Origin of the sequence: Streptomyces sp. CB02414 (assembly GCF_001905385.1) — a bacterium.
Classification (GTDB): domain Bacteria; phylum Actinomycetota; class Actinomycetes; order Streptomycetales; family Streptomycetaceae; genus Streptomyces.
Genome location: NZ_LIPF01000006.1, coordinates 345,115 through 361,886 on the forward strand (window position 1 = coordinate 345,115; position 16,772 = coordinate 361,886).

Consider the following 16,772-nt stretch of genomic DNA (forward strand, 5'->3'; position numbering starts at 1 on the left):
GTCGGAACTTCCAGGCATTCGGCGGGTGACGCCCCAAACCCGCACGTACCGTCGAACGCATGACGCATCTCGACGCGGACGACCGACTCGACTCCGCGCGCCCCGTTCACACCCCGACCCCGGCGACCGGCCTGACGGCGGCCGGGGTCGCCGAACGGGTGGCGCGCGGCCAGGTCAACGACGTACCCGTACGCAGCAGCCGCTCGCTGACCGACATCGTCCGCGCCAACGTCTTCACCCGCTTCAACGCGATCATCGGCGTGCTCTGGGTGATCATGCTGATCGTGGCGCCGATCCAGGACAGCCTGTTCGGCTTCGTGATCCTCGCCAACACCGGCATCGGCATCATCCAGGAGTGGCGGGCGAAGAAGACCCTCGACTCCCTGGCCCTGATCGGCGAGGCCCGGCCGACCGTGCGCCGGGACGGGACGGCCACCGACGTCAGCACCTCCGAGATCGTGCTGGACGACGTGATCGAGATCGGTCCCGGGGACAAGGCCGTCGTCGACGGGGTGTGCGTCGAGTCGGACGGGCTGGAGATCGACGAGTCGCTGCTCACCGGCGAGGCCGACCCGGTCGTCAAGCGGCCCGGGGACCAGGTCATGTCCGGCTCCTTCGTGGTCGCGGGCGGCGGCGCGTTCCAGGCGACCAAGGTCGGCCGCGAGGCCTACGCCGTCCAGCTCGCCGAGGAGGCCTCCCGCTTCACCCTGGTCCAGTCCGAGCTGCGCTCCGGCATCTCCACGATCCTGAAGTACGTCACCTGGATGATGGTCCCCACCGCGCTCGGCCTGATCCTCAGCCAGCTCCTCGCCAAGGACAACGAGCTGGACGACTCGATCGCCCGGACCGTCGGCGGCATCGTGCCCATGGTCCCGGAGGGCCTGGTCCTGCTGACCTCCGTCGCCTTCGCGATCGGCGTCATCCGCCTCGGCCGCAAGCAGTGCCTCGTCCAGGAGCTGCCCGCCATCGAGGGCCTGGCCCGCGTCGACACGGTCTGCCTCGACAAGACCGGCACCCTCACCGAGGGCGGCATGGACGTCACCGAGCTGCGCACGCTCGACGGCGCCGACGAGGCGTACGTCCGTACGGTGCTCGGTGCCCTCGGCGAGTCCGACCCCCGCCCCAACGCCTCCCTCCAGGCCGTGATCGCCGCGTACCCGGCGCCCGAGGACTGGCGTTGCACCGAGTCGCTGCCCTTCTCCTCCGCCCGCAAGTACAGCGGCGCCGCCCTCAGCGAGACCGACGGCGCCACCGGCACCTGGCTGTTGGGCGCGCCCGACGTCCTGCTGGCCGAGGACGACCCCGCCCTCGCGGAGACCGGGCGGCTCAACGAGCAGGGGCTGCGGGTGCTGCTGCTGGCCCGCGCCCGGCGGGACCTGGACGACCCCGCGGTGGCCGAGGACGTGACGCCCACGGCCCTGGTCGTCCTGGAGCAGCGGCTGCGCCCGGACGCCGCCGACACCCTGCGCTACTTCGCCGACCAGGACGTCCGCGCCAAGGTCATCTCCGGGGACAACGCGGTGTCGGTCGGCGCGGTGGCCGCCAAGCTCGGGCTGTCCGGCGCGACCGTCGACGCGCGCCGGCTGCCTGCCGGCCAGGAGGAGATGGCGGGGGCGCTGGACGAGGGCACGGTGTTCGGCCGGGTCACCCCGCAGCAGAAGCGGGACATGGTGGGCGCCCTCCAGTCACGCGGGCACACGGTCGCGATGACCGGCGACGGCGTCAACGACGTCCTTGCGCTCAAGGACGCCGACATCGGCGTGGCGATGGGCTCCGGTTCGGAGGCCACGCGGGCGGTCGCGCAGATCGTGCTGCTGAACAACAGCTTCGCCACGCTGCCGTCGGTGGTGGCCGAGGGGCGCCGCGTCATCGGCAACATCACGCGGGTGGCGACCCTGTTCCTGGTGAAGACCGTGTACTCGGTGCTGCTGGCGATCCTCGTGGTCTGCTCGCAGGTCGAGTACCCGTTCCTGCCCCGCCACCTGACCCTGCTCTCCACGCTCACCATCGGCGTCCCGGCCTTCTTCCTGGCCCTCGCCCCGAACAAGGAACGGGCCAAGCCGCACTTCGTCCGGCGCGTGATGCGGTACGCGATCCCGGGCGGGATCGTGGCCGCGACGGCGACCTTCGCGACGTACCTCGTCGCCCGGCAGCACTACTCGGGGCCGGGCGCGCTGGACGCGGAGACCAGCGCGGCGACGCTGACGCTGTTCCTGGTGTCGATGTGGGTGCTGGCGATCATCGCCCGGCCGTACACGTGGTGGCGGGTACTGCTGGTGGCGGCGATGGGGCTGGGCTTTGTGATCGTGCTGGTAGTGCCGTGGTTGCAGGACTTCTTCGCGCTGAAGCTGGTGGGGGTGACGATGCCGTGGACTGCCGTCGGCATCGCGGTGGTCGGTGCGGGTCTGCTGGAGGTGACGTGGCGGTGGGTGGACCGCCGCTTCCCGGTGTGACGGTCCGTGGCCGACTGCCGCGCCATCGTGGCTGGTCGCGCCCACGCGGCGGAGCCGCATGTCGAACACAGCCCCGCGCCCCTTTGGGGCGCGCCCGTCAGTCGAACCAGCGGTCCCTCGCCAACTCCTCCGTCCGCGACTCGTCCTCCAGCAGCGCCGCCACCTCGAACCGTCGCGGCCACTGCCCCGCCGCCCAGGCCAGCCCGGCCGCCACTCCCTCCAGCGTCGCCGCATGCAACGCCCCGTCGTCCGTCACCCGCCAGTCGATCTCAACGCCGTCGACGACCAGCTCATCGTGCTCCACGTACGACACCGGCGTCCGCGCCCCCAGCAGCACCCGCACCGGCTCCGGTACGTCGTGTTCCGTGCCCTCGGAGTCCACCGCGCCGGTGACGGACTCGCTCAGCCGCCGCACCTGGAACAGCTCCGCCAGTTCGGCGGCACGGGCCGGGCGCACCGGCAGCAGCGGGACGCCGGACGTGAAGGGCAGCAGGTCGGGCGAGTCGACGACCACCGCGTCGGCGGCGTCCACCACGCGCACCTCGCCGTCGACCACGGCCCGCACCTCGTCCGGCAGGGTGACCTGCTCGGGGTCCAGGTCGGCCAGCGCACCGTAGAGGGCGTGGAGCTGGGCGGCGGTGACGGGGCGTTCGGGGTCGGCGAGGCGGTCCAGCAGCTCGGCCGCGCCGCCGGGCTCGTCGAGCAGGGCGGCCACCGAGGTGCGTACGCCCAGCGCCCGCAGTACCTGCTCGTCCTCGAAGCCGGACGCGTCGGCCTCGTCGTACAGGCCGCGCAGCAGCGGGTCGCCGCCCGCCGCGCGCAGCCCGGCCGGGCGGCGGCCGCCGAGCACGGGGTGCCCGCGCAGCCACCACGCGGTGTAGGGCCGTACGACCTCGTGGGTGCCGTCGTGCAGCAGGACGCGCACCGGCTGGACCAGCGCGTCGCGCAGCGGCGGCCGGGAGAGCAGGGCGAGGGCCTCGGGCCAGCGGTCGTCGTCGACGAGGTCGAGGTCGCGCACGGCGACGATCTCGGTGGCGACCGGCGGGACGGGGCTGTCGGGGAAGCGGTCGAGGACGTCCTCGCTCCACACGTCCACCGCGTCCAGCAGGCCCGCGTCGTCGGGTTCGGCGAAGTCGCCCTCGCGGGGTTCCAGTTCGTCGGGGTCGAGGACGACGTCGGTGGCGCGGACGAGGGCGAAGGTGACGAGGACGCCGCAGGCGGCCAGCGGTTCCGGACCCCACTTCCCGGCCAGTTCCGCGTCCACGACGGCGAGTTCGTCCTCGCGCATGACGCGGGCGAAGGGGCCGTCGGGGAAGACGAGTTCGCCGGCCGGGGAGAGTTCGCCGTCCTCGTCGGTCAGGGCGAGGGCGCCGAGCCAGGGTTCGTCGCCGGGTTCGAGTCCGGCGTCGCGGACCAGGCCGAGGACGGTGTCGGCCAGTTCGTCGGCGTCGAGGGTGTCCTCCTCCCAGTTGCTGCCGCCCTCGTCGTCGAGGGAGGCGGCGACTGCGGCCCTCACCTGCGGGGTGGTGAGCACGGCGCGCGGGGTGGCCGGGAGGGCGCCGAGCTTCTCCAGGAGCGGGTGGGCGGCGTCCGGGTGGGCGACCTTGAGGCCGAGACGGGTGAGGACGTCCGGGTCGAGGGAGGCGGCGTCCGGAGAGGGCAGGAGGACCTGCCGGGGGCCGATGGTCGTACGGCCGTCCGCGAGGGGCACGGGCAGCCCGGACAGCCGGTCGGGGTCGACCCCGGCGAGGCTGTCGTACAGCCGCCGCCACCAGTCCGGGGCCTTCTCCAGCCCGGCCAGCCGGTCGATCGCGTCGGTCAGCGGCACGCGGGCCACGCCCAGGGTGCGCAGCTCCACCCGGCGCTCCAGGCCGGCGGGCAGCAGCGTCGGCAGCACCTCGGCGAGGACGCGTACGGTGTCGGCGCCCGCGCCCTCGGCCACCTCGGCGTCGCGGGGGCGCAGGGACTCGGGCAGGTCGGGGTCGTCCTCGCGCGGTGCGGCGGCGGGCGGCAGGAAGGCGGTGCGGGGCAGCCGTTCGAGGATCGCCTGGCGCAGGGCGCCGTCCAGTTCGCCCTTGCCCAGCGGTCCGGGCACGAGGTCGACGAGGCCGGCGGAGACCGGGCTCCAGTCGGCGAGCAGTCCGGCGTAGGCGTCCGCCGCCCGCTCGGTCAGGAAGTCGGTCAGCGGGCCGCGCGCGGCGTGCCGGCGGGTGGAGTCCAGCGGGTAGGACGCGATGAGCAAGGCGGGCACGCCGAGGGGTTCGTCGCTGGGCGTGGGGGCGTGCAGGACGGGGCTGGTGCGGGGGCGGACGGGGCCGCCGTCGGCGTCCACGGGCACCGCCCAGGTCACCGACCAGTGCGGGCGCAGCCGTTCCTCGACCGGCCGGTCGGCGAGGAGGTCGGGGGTGAGCGGGCCGTGCGCGACGGAGGTGCGCCAGCTGGTCGTGCCCTCCCGGGAGTCCTCGACGACGGTCAGCGGGCCCTCGGTGCGGCGGGACAGCGTGCGGGGCGCGTCCCCGGTCTCCACCACGACCTCCTCCAGGCCCGGCAGGGCGAGGAGCAGCGCGTCGTCCACGGCGTTCAGGAGCCGTTCGGCGAGGTCGGCGGCGGCCGTGTCGCGCAGCGGGAGGATGACGGCCGTGTCGTAGGGGCTCGGGGCGCTGCCCTCGGCGGGGAACGGCAGCCGCAGCAGCGGGACGTGTCCGTCGCGCCGCCGGATCTCGTCGCCCAGGCCGGGACTGTGCAGGGCGGTGTCGCCGGCCAGTCCCCGCGCCTCGGCCAGGGACCAGCGCACGCCGCCGTGCCGGCCGACGACGGCGGGTTCGTCGGTGACCGCGAGGACGGCGGCGAAACCGACCCCGAACCGGCCGACGGCACCCTGCCCGGCGTCCCGCTTGGCGGAGGCGCGCAGCGTGGACAGCGACTCGACGCCGGCCGCGTCCAGCGGGGCACCGGTGTTGGCGGCGACCAGGACGCCGTCGCGCAGGGTGAGCCGGAGCCGTCCGGGCACGCCCGCGCGGGCGGCGGCGTCGGCGGCGTTCTGCGCCAGCTCGACGACGAGCCGGTCGCGGTAGCCGCCGAGGACGAGGTCCTCCTCCGCGTTGGCGTCCTCACGGAACCGGGCCGGGCTGGTCGCCCAGGCGTCCAGCACCCCGCGCCGCAGACGTGCCGTACCGAACGGATCGGCGCCCTCGGCGGCAGGCCGCACGAACATGCTCACGGTGACTCTCCTCATCGACGGACCATGAAGGTACCGCCGCGAGCCACGACACACCTCATCCGCTCACCCGTCGGACGCGGCCCGCGCCGCGGCTACGAGTGCCCGAGATCCGCCGCCTCGTCCTCGGCCACGGACACCGACCCGGAGTCCGCCGCCGGCCGCAGCGGGAACGGGTCGACCCGCGTCTCGTCGATCACCGGCGGAGCCACCCGCGGCGGCTTCGGCATCACCGCGGCCTCCGAGTGCCCGCCGCACCCGTAGGCCAGCGACACGACGTGCCCGTCGGCCGGGGAGAACTCGTTGGCGCACACTCCGAAGGCCTGCCCCAGCGAGCCGCCGATCCGGGCGAGGAAGCCGCAGCTGACGCAGGAGGCGGGGGCCGCCTGGGCCATCGCGGTCTTGGGGCCGTAGCCCTCCTCCCAGCGGTCGGCGGCGACGTGCAGCCCGTACCGGGACAGGACGCGGGAGCGGCGCAGGCCCAGCTCCTCGGCGACCGCGGAGATCGTGCCGCGGGCCGGGACGGCCGGCAGTTCGGCGGGCGGTCCGGCGGTCAGCTCCGCATCCTCCGCCTCCACCAGGTCGGCCATCTCGTGGGAGACGGCGGAGTTCGGCGGCGGCTCGTCCTCGCCGGTCCAGCCGGGCTCCAGCCTCAGGTCGTCCGCGTCGGTGGGCAGCAGGTCGCCGGGGCCCATGTCGCCGGGGCGCAGCCGCTCGCTCCACGGCACCCACTCGGGGGCGAGGAGGGCGTCCGGGCCGGGCAGCAGCACCGCCTCGTCCACCGTGACGATCTTGGCGCGGGAGGCGCGGGCCACGGTGACGGCCCAGCGCCAGCCCCGGTAGCCGAGCTCCTTGCAGGCGAAGTAGTGGGTGACGACCCGGTCGCCCTCCGACACCATCCCCTCGTGCTCGCCGACGACGCCGGGGGCGGCGGCCTCCTCGGCCGCGGCCCGGGCGAGGTCGACGGCCTCGGCGCACAGGCGGTCAGGGGTGCGGCTTCGCGTTGTCGCTGCGCTCACAGGTATCGCTTCTCTCCATACGCCGTCTCACGAGTGCGCCACTGCCTGCGAGGGGCGGACGGAGCGGACCTGTGGACCGCGTCGACGTCCGCGCCCGATCGCGCTCGGGCGCACCTACGTCATCCATTCTGCGGGATGGCCGTACGGCGCGCGGCCGAGAACGTTCGCCACGGCGCGCTACGCACGCTACCTGCTCATGTGCGCTGGGCCTACACCGACGGCAGCTTCGGCGGGGTACGGCCGCCCGTTCCCCGGTGCTCCCGGCCCGCCCGCGGCGCCGGTGTCACCCGACTCGATGGCCGCCATACGTGCCGTATGGACGCTACAGCCCCGGCTCTCGGGGCACTATGACGGGGTGGCAGCCGCACGGACGGAGTTCAAGGGCGGGAGCCGGGGGCGCGGTCCCGGCTCCCGGTTCCGTGCTGTCGGGCGGGCGCTGCGCCTGCCGGTGACCGGGACGGCGCGCGGCATCCGCAAGGCGACGCACGCGCACGGAGCGGGCGAGTCCGGTCTCGGCAAGCTGATCGAACTGCACGGCGTGAACGGCGCCGGCGACGTGATGATCACCGTCGCCCTCGCCTCCACCGTCTTCTTCTCCGTGCCGACCGACGAGGCGCGCGGGCGGGTCGCGCTCTACCTGGCCATCACCATGGCCCCGTTCACGCTCCTCGCCCCGGTGATCGGCCCGCTCCTGGACCGCCTGCCGCACGGCCGGCGCGCGGCGATGGCGGCCGCGATGGGCGCGCGGGCGCTGCTCGCGCTGGTGCTGTCCGGGGCGGTGATCAGCGGCAGCATCGAGATGTATCCGGCGGCGCTCGGCGTGCTGGTCGCCTCGAAGGCGTACGGGGTGGTCAGAAGTGCGGTGGTGCCGCGGCTGCTGCCGCCGCGGTTCTCCCTGGTGAAGGCGAACTCGAGAGTGACCCTGTGCGGGCTGCTCGCCACCGGCGTGGCCGCGCCGATCGCGGCGGGACTGCAGGCGATCGGACCGCGCTGGCCGCTGTACGGCGCCTTCGTGATCTTCGTGGCGGGGACGGTGCTGTCGTTCACGCTGCCGCCGAAGGTGGACTCGGCGCGGGGCGAGGACCGGGCGCTGCTCGCCGCCGACGAACGGCACCTGCACGGCCCGCACCGCAAGCCCGTCAAGCGTCCCGGGCTGCGCACGGTGGGCCCGGCGGTGACGCACGCGCTGGCCGCGAACGCCGCGATCCGCTGCCTGTCCGGGTTCCTGATCTTCTTCCTCGCCTTCCTGCTGCGGGTGCACCCGCTGTCCGGGCAGAGCGCGGCCGTCTCGCTGGGCATCGTGGGCGTCGCGGCGGGCGCGGGCAACGCGCTGGGCACGGCGGTCGGGGCGTGGCTGCGTTCACGCGCCCCGGAGATCATCATCGTGACCGTCGTCGCCGTGGTGCTGGGCGCGGGGATCACGGCGGCGGTGTTCTTCAGCACCGTGCTGGTGGCGTGCCTGGCGGCGGTCGCCGGGTTCGCGCAGGCGCTGGCCAAGCTGTCGCTGGACGCGCTGATCCAGCGGGACGTCCCGGAGCAGGTGCGCACGTCGGCGTTCGCGCGCTCGGAGACGCTGCTCCAGGTGTCGTGGGTGCTGGGCGGCGCGGTCGGCATCGTGCTGCCGCTCAACGGCACGCTGGGCCTCGCGGTGGCGGCGGCGATCGTCGCCGCCGGGTGGCTGACGACCGTACGGGGGCTGATCGACTCGGCCCGGCACAAGGGGGCGGCCCGGCCGAGGGTGGCGTGATGCGGGGTGGCGTGATCACGCCACGCCGTACCCAGGTGGGGAGCGGGCCGGAAGCGCCGTATAGCCTTCGCCCATGACCACGTTGCAATCCGCTGTGCGACGCCGCCGCGCCGTCGCCGCCGCCGGCGCCGTATCCGCCGGACTGCTCCTGCTGTCCGCCTGCGACCAGCCGACGCCCATGGCCACGGTCACGGTCGGCAGTGACTCGGTCAGCTCCGAGGCCACCTGTGGCGGCGAGGGCAAGGCCCTGGAGATGGCCGAGATCCAGAAGTGCCTGGAGAACGACGACGTCGAGTCCATCACGGTCAACCCCGACGACACCGTGCGCTTCGGCGTGGACCCGGAGATCGCGGACCAGCGCTGGACGATCCTGATGAACGGTCAGCAGCTCACCGACGACACGGACAACACCTACCGCACCGTGCCGGGCAGCGTGTTCTTCAACGCCCAGTACGGCGCCCAGGGCGACTCCACGCTCGTCACCATCAAGGCCGGCGACGGCAAGGACGACAGCGAGGAGGCCACCGGTCTGTGGTCCTTCCGCCTGAAGAAGGACGACTGACCACGTCCTCCGTACGCGTCCTCGTGGCCACCGCGGTCCCCGTCGAACGGGACGCGGTGGCTCAGGCGTTCCCAGGGGCCTGCGTTCAGCTGCCCGGCCCCGGCATCACCGTCCACCGGCCGCCGCACGGCCCGGACCTCCTCGCGGCCGGCGTCGGCCCCGCCCTCGCCGCCGCCTCCACCGCCGCCGCGCTGACCGCCGCGGCCCTCGACGGCGACCCCTACGCCCTGGTCGTCTCGGCCGGCATCGGCGGCGGCTTCGCACCTCACGCGCCCGTCGGCTCCCTCGTCGTCGCCGACGAGATCACCGCCGCCGACCTGGGCGCCGAGACCGCCGACGGCTTTCTGCCGGTGACCGAACTCGGCTTCGGCACCGTCACCCACTTCCCGCCCGCCGGCCTCGTCGCCGCCGTCACCACCGCGACCGGCGCCCTCCCCGGCACCGTCCTGACGGGGTCCACCGTCACCGGCACCGCCGGACGCGCCGCGCTGCTGCGCGACCGCCACCCGCGCGCCCTGGCCGAGGGGATGGAGGGATTCGGCGTCGCCGAGGCCGCCGCCGCACACGGGGTGCCCGTGCTGGAGCTGCGCGCGGTGTCCAACCCGGTCGGCCCGCGCGACCGCGCCGCCTGGCGCATCGGCGACGCGCTGGCGGCCCTGACGGACGCCTTCGGGAAGCTCGCCCCCGTCCTTTCGAGTTGGACCCCACATGACGACTGAGACCGTGCCCACCGAGCCGACCGAGACCCTGCGGATCGCGTACTCCCCCTGCCCGAACGACACCTTCGTCTTCGACGCCCTCGCCCACGGCCGCGTCCCGGGCGCCCCCGCCCTCGACGTGACCTTCGCGGACATCGACATCACCAACGGCATGGCCGAGCGCGGCGAGTCGGACGTGCTGAAGGTGTCGTACGCCGTACTGCCGTACGTCCTCGGCGAGTACGCCCTGCTGCCCTGCGGCGGCGCGCTGGGCCGGGGCTGCGGGCCGCTGGTGCTGACCCGGGAGGCGGACGCGGACCTGAGGGGCCGCACGGTCGCCGTGCCGAGCGAGACCTCCACCGCCTACCTGCTCTTCCGCCTGTGGGCGGCCGACACGGTGCCCGGCGGGGTCGGCGAGATCGTGGTCATGCCGTTCCACGAGATCATGCCGGCCGTGCGGGACGGGAAGGTCGACGCGGGACTCGTGATCCACGAGGCCCGCTTCACGTACCGGAACTACGGGCTGCACAAGCTCGCCGACATGGGCGAGCACTGGGAGCACACCACCGGACTGCCGATCCCGCTCGGCGCGATCATCGCCAAGCGGTCGCTGGGCGAGGCGGCGCTGACCCGGCTGGCCGACTCCGTGCGCGCCTCGGTCCGCGCGGCCTGGGACGACCCGGAGGCGTCCCGGCCGTACGTGATGGAGCACGCGCAGGAGATGGACCCGGCCGTCGCCGACCAGCACATCGGGCTGTACGTCAACGAGTTCACGGCCGACCTCGGCGAAGACGGCTACGCGGCCGTCCGGGGCCTGCTGACCCGCGCGGCGGCCGAGGGACTGGTACCGGCCCTCGGCCCGGACGCGCTGGCGTTCCCGTAGCGGCGTGGCGGGTCAGACGTCCAGCTGGTCGGCGACCGCGCGCAGCAGTCCGGCGATCTTCTTGCCGGCGGTCTTGTCGGGGTAGCGGCCGCGCTCCAGCATCGGGGTGATGTTCTCCAGGAGCGTCGTCAGGTCCTGGACGATCGACGCCAGCTCGTCGGGCTTCTTGCGCTGGGCGGCCGCGACCGACGGGGCCGGGTCCAGCAGGGTGAGGGAGAGCGCCTGGTCGCCGCGCTGCCCGGCGACCACGCCGAACTCCACTCGCTGCCCCGGCTTCAGTGCCTCGACTCCGGCGGGGAGGACCGAGGAATGCACGAAGACGTCACCGCCGTCGTCGCGGGAGAGGAAGCCGAAGCCCTTCTCGCTGTTGAACCACTTGACCTTGCCGGTAGGCACGTCTGTCCTCGTCCTCGTACTCGTCGGAAAACTGCTCGGAAACGGCTCTTGATAGCACTTGGGCGGGTCGTCCGACCCGCCGGTGTCCAGGCTAATGGTCACGGCGCCGGTGACAAGACGTCCCCCGGCTGTTCCTCAGGGCTGGGAACTACCCTGGTCGGGTGCGTGACAAAACCCGAACGAATTCCGCCGCGCCCGGTGACCGGCTGATCCGCGCCGGTGCGATCGTCTTCCTCATCGGCACCGTGGCCACTCTGGTCACGGTGGCCCCGCTGCTGCTGGGCACGACGCCGTTCCCCACCTACATGTTCGTGCTGAGCATGCTGATGGGGGTCGGCTTCCTCATCGCCGGGGCGGGCGTCTTCCAGTCGATCGCGGCGGGCCGGCGTCAGGCCCGCGCGGCGGCCACCCCACCGGAGCCGGCGCCGCAGTAGTCCGCGAGCCAGTCCGGGAACTCGGTCAGGTCGCCGAGGACCACGTCGGCGCCGGCCTCCCGCAGCTCCTCGGCACTGCACGGGCCGCTGGCCACCGCCACGGAGCGGGCACCGGCGGCGCGGGCACCGCGGACGTCGCCGAGGTGGTCGCCGACGTACACGTCCGCGGCGTGCTCGCGCAGGGCCACGGCCTTCTGCTCCGCCCACAGGTCGCCGATCACGGCGTCCGGCTCGATGCCGAGGTGCGCCAGGTGCAGCTTGGCGTTCGGCTCGTACTTGGCGGTGACGACGAGCGCCCGCCCGCCGGCCTCGCGCACGGCGGCTATGGCCTCGCGGGCGCCGGGCAGCGCGGGCGTGGCGGCGACGGCGTACGTCGGGTACATCTCCCGGTACAGGTCGGCGACGGCGTCGATCTCCTCGGCCGGGAACCAGTGCGCCAGCTCCTCCACCAGCGGCGGCCCGAGCCGCGTGACGGCCAGATCGGCGTCGACGTACGTCCCGGTCCGCTCGGTCAGCGCCACGTAGCAGGCGCGGATGCCGGGGCGCGAGTCGATCAGCGTCATGTCGAGATCGAAACCGACGGTGGGCGCGGGGCGGGTGGTGGAGGCCATGGGGTCCATTGTGCCGGGAGGGTGGTGGGACTGGAGTCGGGGCGGGGTCAGGGGCCGGGGCCCAAGGCCGGGGCCGGGGCCGGGGCCCAGGGCCGGGGCCGGGGCCGGGGCCCAAGGCCGGGGCCGGGGCCGGGGCCCAAGGCCGGGGCCGGGGCAGGCGCCAGACCCAGGGCGGGATCCGCAGCCAGGTCTTGGGCACGGGCTTGGGCCGGGGCAGGGGCCGGTCCTGGGGAAGGGCCGGGCCCTGGCAGGAGCCGGGGCCAGGACCGGGTCCGGGTCCGGAGCCGAGGGCCGGGGCCGGAGCCGAGGGCCGGGGCCGGAGCCGAGGGCCGGGGCCGGAGCCGAGGGCCGGGTCCGGGGCCGGGTCGGAGCCCTGGTCAGGCCCGTGGGCGGCGGGCCCGCCACAGGAGGTACAGGGCCGTGGCCACGGCCGCGGTGCGCAGGACCCAGGGCCAGGTCTCGGTGACCGCGTCGTTCATGTGGCCCTCGGCGATGGGGTCGCCCCAGCGGCCCTCCGTGCGGCCCCAGAGCCAGACGACCCCGGCGGCGGCGACCGTGCCTGGCAGGCCCAGTACCGCCCACTTCGACTGGGCGGGGGTGAGGCGCCGGGAGAGGTAGGCGATCAGCCAGCCCAGGCCGAGCGGGACCAGGCTGCCCAGGACGGCGCCGGCGATCAGCAGGGCGGCGGCCAGGAGCAGCAGGGGGTTGTTCCAGCCGCCCTCGGGCCACAGGCGGGGGAGGCTGCGGCGACGGGACGCCGCCTCCTCCACGGCCCCGGCCGCTTCGGCCTTCTCGGCGGCCGCCCGCTGCTCCCGTTCCTTCCGCTCGGCCTCGTCCCGTTCCCGCGGCGGGGGCTTGAGCAGGTCCGGGATCTCCACCCCGCCGACGAACCCGGGCACCTGGTCGCCGATGTCCCCGTACGGGCCGCTGTCCACCCGCCACCAGTCGCGCCGCGCCGCGCCGTCGCCCAGCTCGTGGGCGCCCGCCAGGTGCGGCGGGGAGGCGGCCGGCGCCGGGGAGGCGTCGGGCGCGGTGGGGCGCGGGACGGCGCGGCGCAGGCCGCCCCTGCGCTTCTCCTTCTCGCGCGGCCCGCCGTCCGGCTGTTCGGGCACGGCGGCCGGTGGCGGCACCGGCGGCCGCGGGGCACCGCTCGTGCCGCCCGCCGCCTCCACGACGTCGTCGGGGCTGCCGAGCCGGTCCAGGATGCGGCGGACGGCGGCGGGACTGTCCACGACGGCCTTCGCCCGGCTCTTGTCGATCTCGCCCCGCAGTTCGGACACCAGCCGCATGCGGGTGGCCGACGGCAGCTGCCGCTGCTGGGCCACGTCGCCGACGCGGCTCAGATACTCGAAGACGACCTGGTCGCTCTCGATGCCCACGAACGCCTCCGGGGCGGTGTGTTGTGGTACCCGTCGGACGAAGGTACCGAATCCTCCCGCGCTCGGCGGACACCACCGCGCACGTCACCGGCGCACGCACCGCCCCACCGTCGTACCCACCCGCTACCGTGGGCCGGATGAGCACCGAGGAGAAGTCCGCGGCCCCCCGGTCCCTCGCGGAGGCGCTCCGCGTCAGGGACGACGTCTCGCTGGCCGCCCTCCTGCGCAGCCGTCCCGACCTCGTCACCCCCGTCCCCACGGACCTCACGCAGCTCGCCACCCGCGCCGGCACCCGCGCCTCGGTCGTACGCGCCCTGGAGCGGCTGGACCGGTTCGCGCTGCAGGCGGCGGAGGCGCTGGCCGTGGCGGCGGACCCGGCGCCGTACGAGGAGCTGCTGCGGCTCATGGCCGGTGACGAGGGCGACCCGGCCGTCGCCGCCGCCCTGCCCCGCACCGTGGCGCTGCTGCGCGAGCAGGCGCTGGTGTGGGGCGCCGACGACCGGCTGCGGCTGGTGCGCACCGCCCGCGAGCTGCTCACGCCGTCCCCGCAGCACCCGTCCCCGACGGGCCTCGGGCCGACCGTGCGGGAGGCGACGGCGGGGATGTCGCCGGGGCGGATGCAGGAGATCCTCACCGCCGTCGGTCTCGCGTCGACCCACGACTCCGTCTCCGCCGTGTCCGCGCTCGGCGAGCTGTTCGGCGACCGGAAGCGGATGGCGGCGCTGCTGGCCGCCCTGCCCGGGGAGTCCCGCGAGGTGCTGGAGCGGCTGATGTGGGGCCCGCCGTACGGGCAGGTCACCCACGATCCGGCGGCCCACCTGCGGGCACTGCTGGACCGGGGCCTGCTGCTGCCGACCGCGCCCGGCACGGTCGTGCTGCCCCGCGAGGTCGCCCTGCACCTGCGCGCGGGCCGGGCGCACCGGACGACGGAGCCGCTGCCGCCGCCGGTGGAGGCCGCGGCCACGCACCGTCCACAGGTTGTGGACGCCACCGCGGCCGGGCAGGCGCTGGCCGCGCTGGCGACCGTCGACGAGCTGCTGAAGGAGTGGGACGAGGGCGGCCCGGCGGTGCTGCGGGCCGGCGGGCTGAGCGTGCGCGACCTGAAGCGGACGGCCGTCGCCCTGGACGTGCCCGAGCCGGTCGCCGCCTTCTGGGTCGAACTGGCCTACGCGGCCGGGCTGATCGCCTCCGACGGGGAGGCCGACGAGCGGTACGCGGCGACTCCGGCGTACGACGAGTGGCGCGAGCTGCCGCCGGCCGAGCGGTGGGCGCTGCTGGCCGAGTCGTGGCTGACGGCGACCCGGACGCCGGGCGTGGTCGGCGGACGGGACGCGAAGGACCGTACGCTCTCGGCGCTCGGCCCGAACCTGGACCGCTCGGCGGCGCCGGAGGTACGGCGCCGGGTGCTGGCCCTGCTGGCGGGGCTGCCCGAGGGCGCCTCGCCCGATGGGGAGTCGGTGCTGGGCCGGCTGCGCTGGGAGCGCCCCCTGCGCGGACCGCAGCAGCGGGAGCAGCGGGACGACGACCTGCGCAGCCGGCTCGCGCGGTGGACGCTGTCCGAGGCCGAGCTGCTGGGCATCACCGGGCGCGGTGCGCTCGCGGCGCCCGGCCGGGCGCTGATCGGGGCGCCGGAGCCGGTCCGTCCGGCGGCGGAGCACCAACCGGAACCCGCGGGCCCCGGCGACAAGCTTCCCGTCCACCACCACCGCACGCCCCCCGCACCCGCCCCCGCGACCCCCGCCGAACAGGCCGTCGCCACCGCGGCCGCCGCCCGGCTGCTCGCGCCGCTCTTCCCCGAGCCGCTGGACCACGTGCTGCTCCAGGCCGACCTGACGGCGGTGGCGCCGGGGCCGCTGGAGCGGGAGCTGGCCGACGTGCTGGGGGTGCTCGCGGACGTGGAGTCGAAGGGCGGGGCGACCGTCTACCGGTTCACGCCGGGTTCGGTGCGGCGCGCGCTGGACGCCGGGCAGAGCGCCGCCGACCTGCACGCCTTCCTGGCCCGGCATTCCCGTACGCCGGTTCCGCAGCCGCTGACGTACCTGATCGACGACGTGGCCCGGCGGCACGGGCGGCTGCGGGTGGGCGCGGCCTCGGCGTACGTGCGCTGCGACGACGACGCGACGCTGGACGAGATCCTGGCCGACAAGCGGGCCGCCGGCCTCGGCCTGCGCCGCCTCGCGCCGACCGTCCTGGCCGCGCAGGCCGACCCGGCGGCGCTGCTGGAGGGGCTGCGCGCGATGGGGTTCGCGCCGGCCGCGGAGTCCGCCGCCGGTGACGTGCTGATCGCCCGCGCCGACGCCCACCGCACCCCGCCTCGTGCGGCGCCCCAGCCGGTCCCGGACGGTCCGCCGGTGCCCGACGACACCCTCCTGTCGGCCGCGGTCCGTGCCATCCGGGCCGGCGACCTCGCCTCCACGACGCCGCGCAAGCCGGGCGCCGGGGAGGGTACGGGCGGCGGCCCGGCGGCGGACGGCGAGCTGCCCCGCACGAGCGCCGCCGAGACCCTCGCCACCGTGCAGGCGGCGGCGCTGACCGGCGAGGCGCTGTGGATCGGCTACGTGAACGCGGAGGGCGCCGCCAGCCAGCGCGTCATCGCGCCGATCCGGGTGGAGGGCGGCTTCGTGACGGCGTACGACCACACGGCGGACGAGGTGCGCACGTACCCGCTGCACCGGATCACGGGCGTGGCCGAGCTGGCCGACGACGCGCCCTGACGCGCCCCTCCGGCGCCCTCGTACGCGCCCCTCTTTCGGGGGTACGGGCCGGATCATGCACGCCACGCCGGGTGATTAGCACCTGAGAGGGAGCTTTTTTCATAATCCGCATCGATTTTTCGGCGGTCGGGCAGCCACCGGGTGTCCTGAACACCGAACCGGAAGGAACCATCCGATGCGTGCCGTTCGTCGAGTCGCCACCGTCCTGACCTCCACCGCCGCGATGATCGCGGCGTTCGCCGCCGAGGCCGCCGCGGTCGGCATCGACCTCGGTGGAGGCGTGACCCTCTGACCGCTCGCTGAAGTCCTCGTTCACGCCCCCTGACGGCGGGCCGGGTCCCAGCCCCCCTGGGCCCGGCCCGCGCCGCTCCCCCTCCCTGCCTCCCCGTATCCCGAAAGGCACGTCATGCGTTCCAAGCTCCCCGATCCGGACCGCGCCGCCCGTTCCGCCGTGGCCGTCTCCGTCGCCGCCCTGATCACCGCCGCCGCGCTGTTCGGCGCCCTCGCCCCCAAGGCCGCCGCCCTGCCCCTGCCGCTGCCGGCCACCACTGTGGAGTCCCTGGTCACGGAGGGGGTCACGGCCGAGGGTCCGCTGATCAACAACATCTCTCTGCGGTAGCCCGCCGGGACGATCAGGCACACTGGACTGTTGGCCGAGC

The 16,772-nt window shown here is 75.1% G+C and carries 13 protein-coding genes; 8 read left to right on the forward strand and 5 right to left on the reverse strand.

Annotated features, from left to right (window positions below):
- The first annotated feature begins 59 nt into the window (after positions 1–59).
- Positions 60–2,453: an HAD-IC family P-type ATPase gene (locus AMK11_RS21435; protein WP_073729617.1), complete on the forward strand. Its 2,394-nt coding sequence runs from the start codon at positions 60–62 to the stop codon at positions 2,451–2,453.
- Positions 2,454–2,550: 97 nt separating this feature from the next.
- Here AMK11_RS21435 and AMK11_RS21440 read toward each other — a convergent pair whose 3' ends face one another.
- Together AMK11_RS21440 and AMK11_RS21445 are read right to left on the reverse strand one after the other, a co-directional pair.
- Positions 2,551–5,673 (reverse strand): sacsin N-terminal ATP-binding-like domain-containing protein, encoded by a 3,123-nt coding sequence (locus AMK11_RS21440; RefSeq protein ID WP_073729618.1) that lies wholly within the window; start codon positions 5,671–5,673, stop codon positions 2,551–2,553.
- Positions 5,674–5,765: 92 nt separating this feature from the next.
- Positions 5,766–6,689 carry a DUF3027 domain-containing protein gene (locus tag AMK11_RS21445; protein WP_073729619.1) on the reverse strand — a complete coding sequence of 308 codons (924 nt, stop codon included), beginning with the start codon at positions 6,687–6,689 and terminating at the stop codon, positions 5,766–5,768.
- Positions 6,690–7,044: 355 nt separating this feature from the next.
- On the opposite strand from AMK11_RS21445, the gene AMK11_RS21450 reads away from it, so the two are divergent.
- The 4 genes from AMK11_RS21450 (at position 7,045) to AMK11_RS21465 (ending at position 10,579) form a co-directional block, all read left to right on the forward strand.
- Positions 7,045–8,436 carry an MFS transporter gene (locus AMK11_RS21450; protein ID WP_073729620.1) on the forward strand — a complete coding sequence of 464 codons (1,392 nt, stop codon included), beginning with the start codon at positions 7,045–7,047 and terminating at the stop codon, positions 8,434–8,436.
- Positions 8,437–8,509: 73 nt separating this feature from the next.
- Positions 8,510–8,998, forward strand: a complete 489-nt coding sequence (locus AMK11_RS21455) for a DUF2771 domain-containing protein (RefSeq protein ID WP_241847028.1) — start codon at positions 8,510–8,512, stop codon at positions 8,996–8,998.
- Positions 8,968–9,717, forward strand: a complete 750-nt coding sequence (locus AMK11_RS21460; RefSeq protein ID WP_241847029.1) for a futalosine hydrolase — start codon at positions 8,968–8,970, stop codon at positions 9,715–9,717. The genes AMK11_RS21455 and AMK11_RS21460 overlap by 31 nt, the downstream gene beginning before the upstream one ends.
- Positions 9,707–10,579 carry a 1,4-dihydroxy-6-naphthoate synthase gene (locus AMK11_RS21465; protein WP_073729622.1) on the forward strand — a complete coding sequence of 291 codons (873 nt, stop codon included), beginning with the start codon at positions 9,707–9,709 and terminating at the stop codon, positions 10,577–10,579. The genes AMK11_RS21460 and AMK11_RS21465 overlap by 11 nt, the downstream gene beginning before the upstream one ends.
- A 12-nt stretch (positions 10,580–10,591) precedes the next feature.
- On the opposite strand, the gene AMK11_RS38990 is transcribed toward AMK11_RS21465, so the two are convergent.
- On the reverse strand, positions 10,592–10,975 hold the full coding sequence (locus tag AMK11_RS38990; RefSeq protein ID WP_073729623.1) for a cold-shock protein: 384 nt from the start codon (positions 10,973–10,975) through the stop codon (positions 10,592–10,594).
- Between the two features lie 161 nt (positions 10,976–11,136).
- On the opposite strand from AMK11_RS38990, the gene AMK11_RS21475 reads away from it, so the two are divergent.
- Complete coding sequence (locus tag AMK11_RS21475) at positions 11,137–11,409, forward strand: hypothetical protein (RefSeq protein ID WP_073729624.1); 273 nt, start codon at positions 11,137–11,139, stop codon at positions 11,407–11,409.
- Here AMK11_RS21475 and AMK11_RS21480 read toward each other — a convergent pair.
- Both AMK11_RS21480 and AMK11_RS21485 read right to left on the reverse strand, forming a co-directional pair.
- A complete protein-coding gene (locus tag AMK11_RS21480; protein ID WP_073729625.1) occupies positions 11,364–12,020 on the reverse strand; it encodes an HAD family hydrolase in 657 nt (218 codons plus the stop codon). The two genes, AMK11_RS21475 and AMK11_RS21480, sit on opposite strands and share 46 nt — an antisense overlap.
- 377 nt (positions 12,021–12,397) lie before the next feature.
- Positions 12,398–13,399, reverse strand: a complete 1,002-nt coding sequence (locus AMK11_RS21485) for a hypothetical protein (protein WP_073729626.1) — start codon at positions 13,397–13,399, stop codon at positions 12,398–12,400.
- 137 nt (positions 13,400–13,536) lie between these two features.
- Here AMK11_RS21485 and AMK11_RS21490 point away from each other — a divergent pair, with 137 nt between their 5' ends.
- Both AMK11_RS21490 and AMK11_RS21495 read left to right on the forward strand, forming a co-directional pair.
- Complete coding sequence (locus AMK11_RS21490) at positions 13,537–16,113, forward strand: helicase C-terminal domain-containing protein (protein ID WP_073729627.1); 2,577 nt, start codon at positions 13,537–13,539, stop codon at positions 16,111–16,113.
- Positions 16,114–16,519: 406 nt separating this feature from the next.
- Entirely contained in the window at positions 16,520–16,732 is a 213-nt protein-coding gene (locus AMK11_RS21495) for a hypothetical protein (protein ID WP_073729628.1), read from the forward strand.
- Positions 16,733–16,772 lie beyond the last annotated feature (40 nt).

Excerpts from the sequence above, each read along its gene's own strand:
- AMK11_RS21435 (WP_073729617.1), top strand. The coding sequence starts at position 60 with ATGACGCATCTCGACGCGGACGACCGACTCGACTCCGCGCGCCCCGTT.
- AMK11_RS21455 (WP_241847028.1), top strand. The coding sequence starts at position 8,510 with ATGACCACGTTGCAATCCGCTGTGCGACGCCGCCGCGCCGTCGCCGCC.
- AMK11_RS21465 (WP_073729622.1), top strand. The coding sequence starts at position 9,707 with ATGACGACTGAGACCGTGCCCACCGAGCCGACCGAGACCCTGCGGATC.
- AMK11_RS21480 (WP_073729625.1), bottom strand. The coding sequence starts at position 12,020 with ATGGCCTCCACCACCCGCCCCGCGCCCACCGTCGGTTTCGATCTCGAC.
- AMK11_RS21490 (WP_073729627.1), top strand. The coding sequence starts at position 13,537 with ATGAGCACCGAGGAGAAGTCCGCGGCCCCCCGGTCCCTCGCGGAGGCG.
- AMK11_RS21495 (WP_073729628.1), top strand. The coding sequence starts at position 16,520 with ATGCGTTCCAAGCTCCCCGATCCGGACCGCGCCGCCCGTTCCGCCGTG.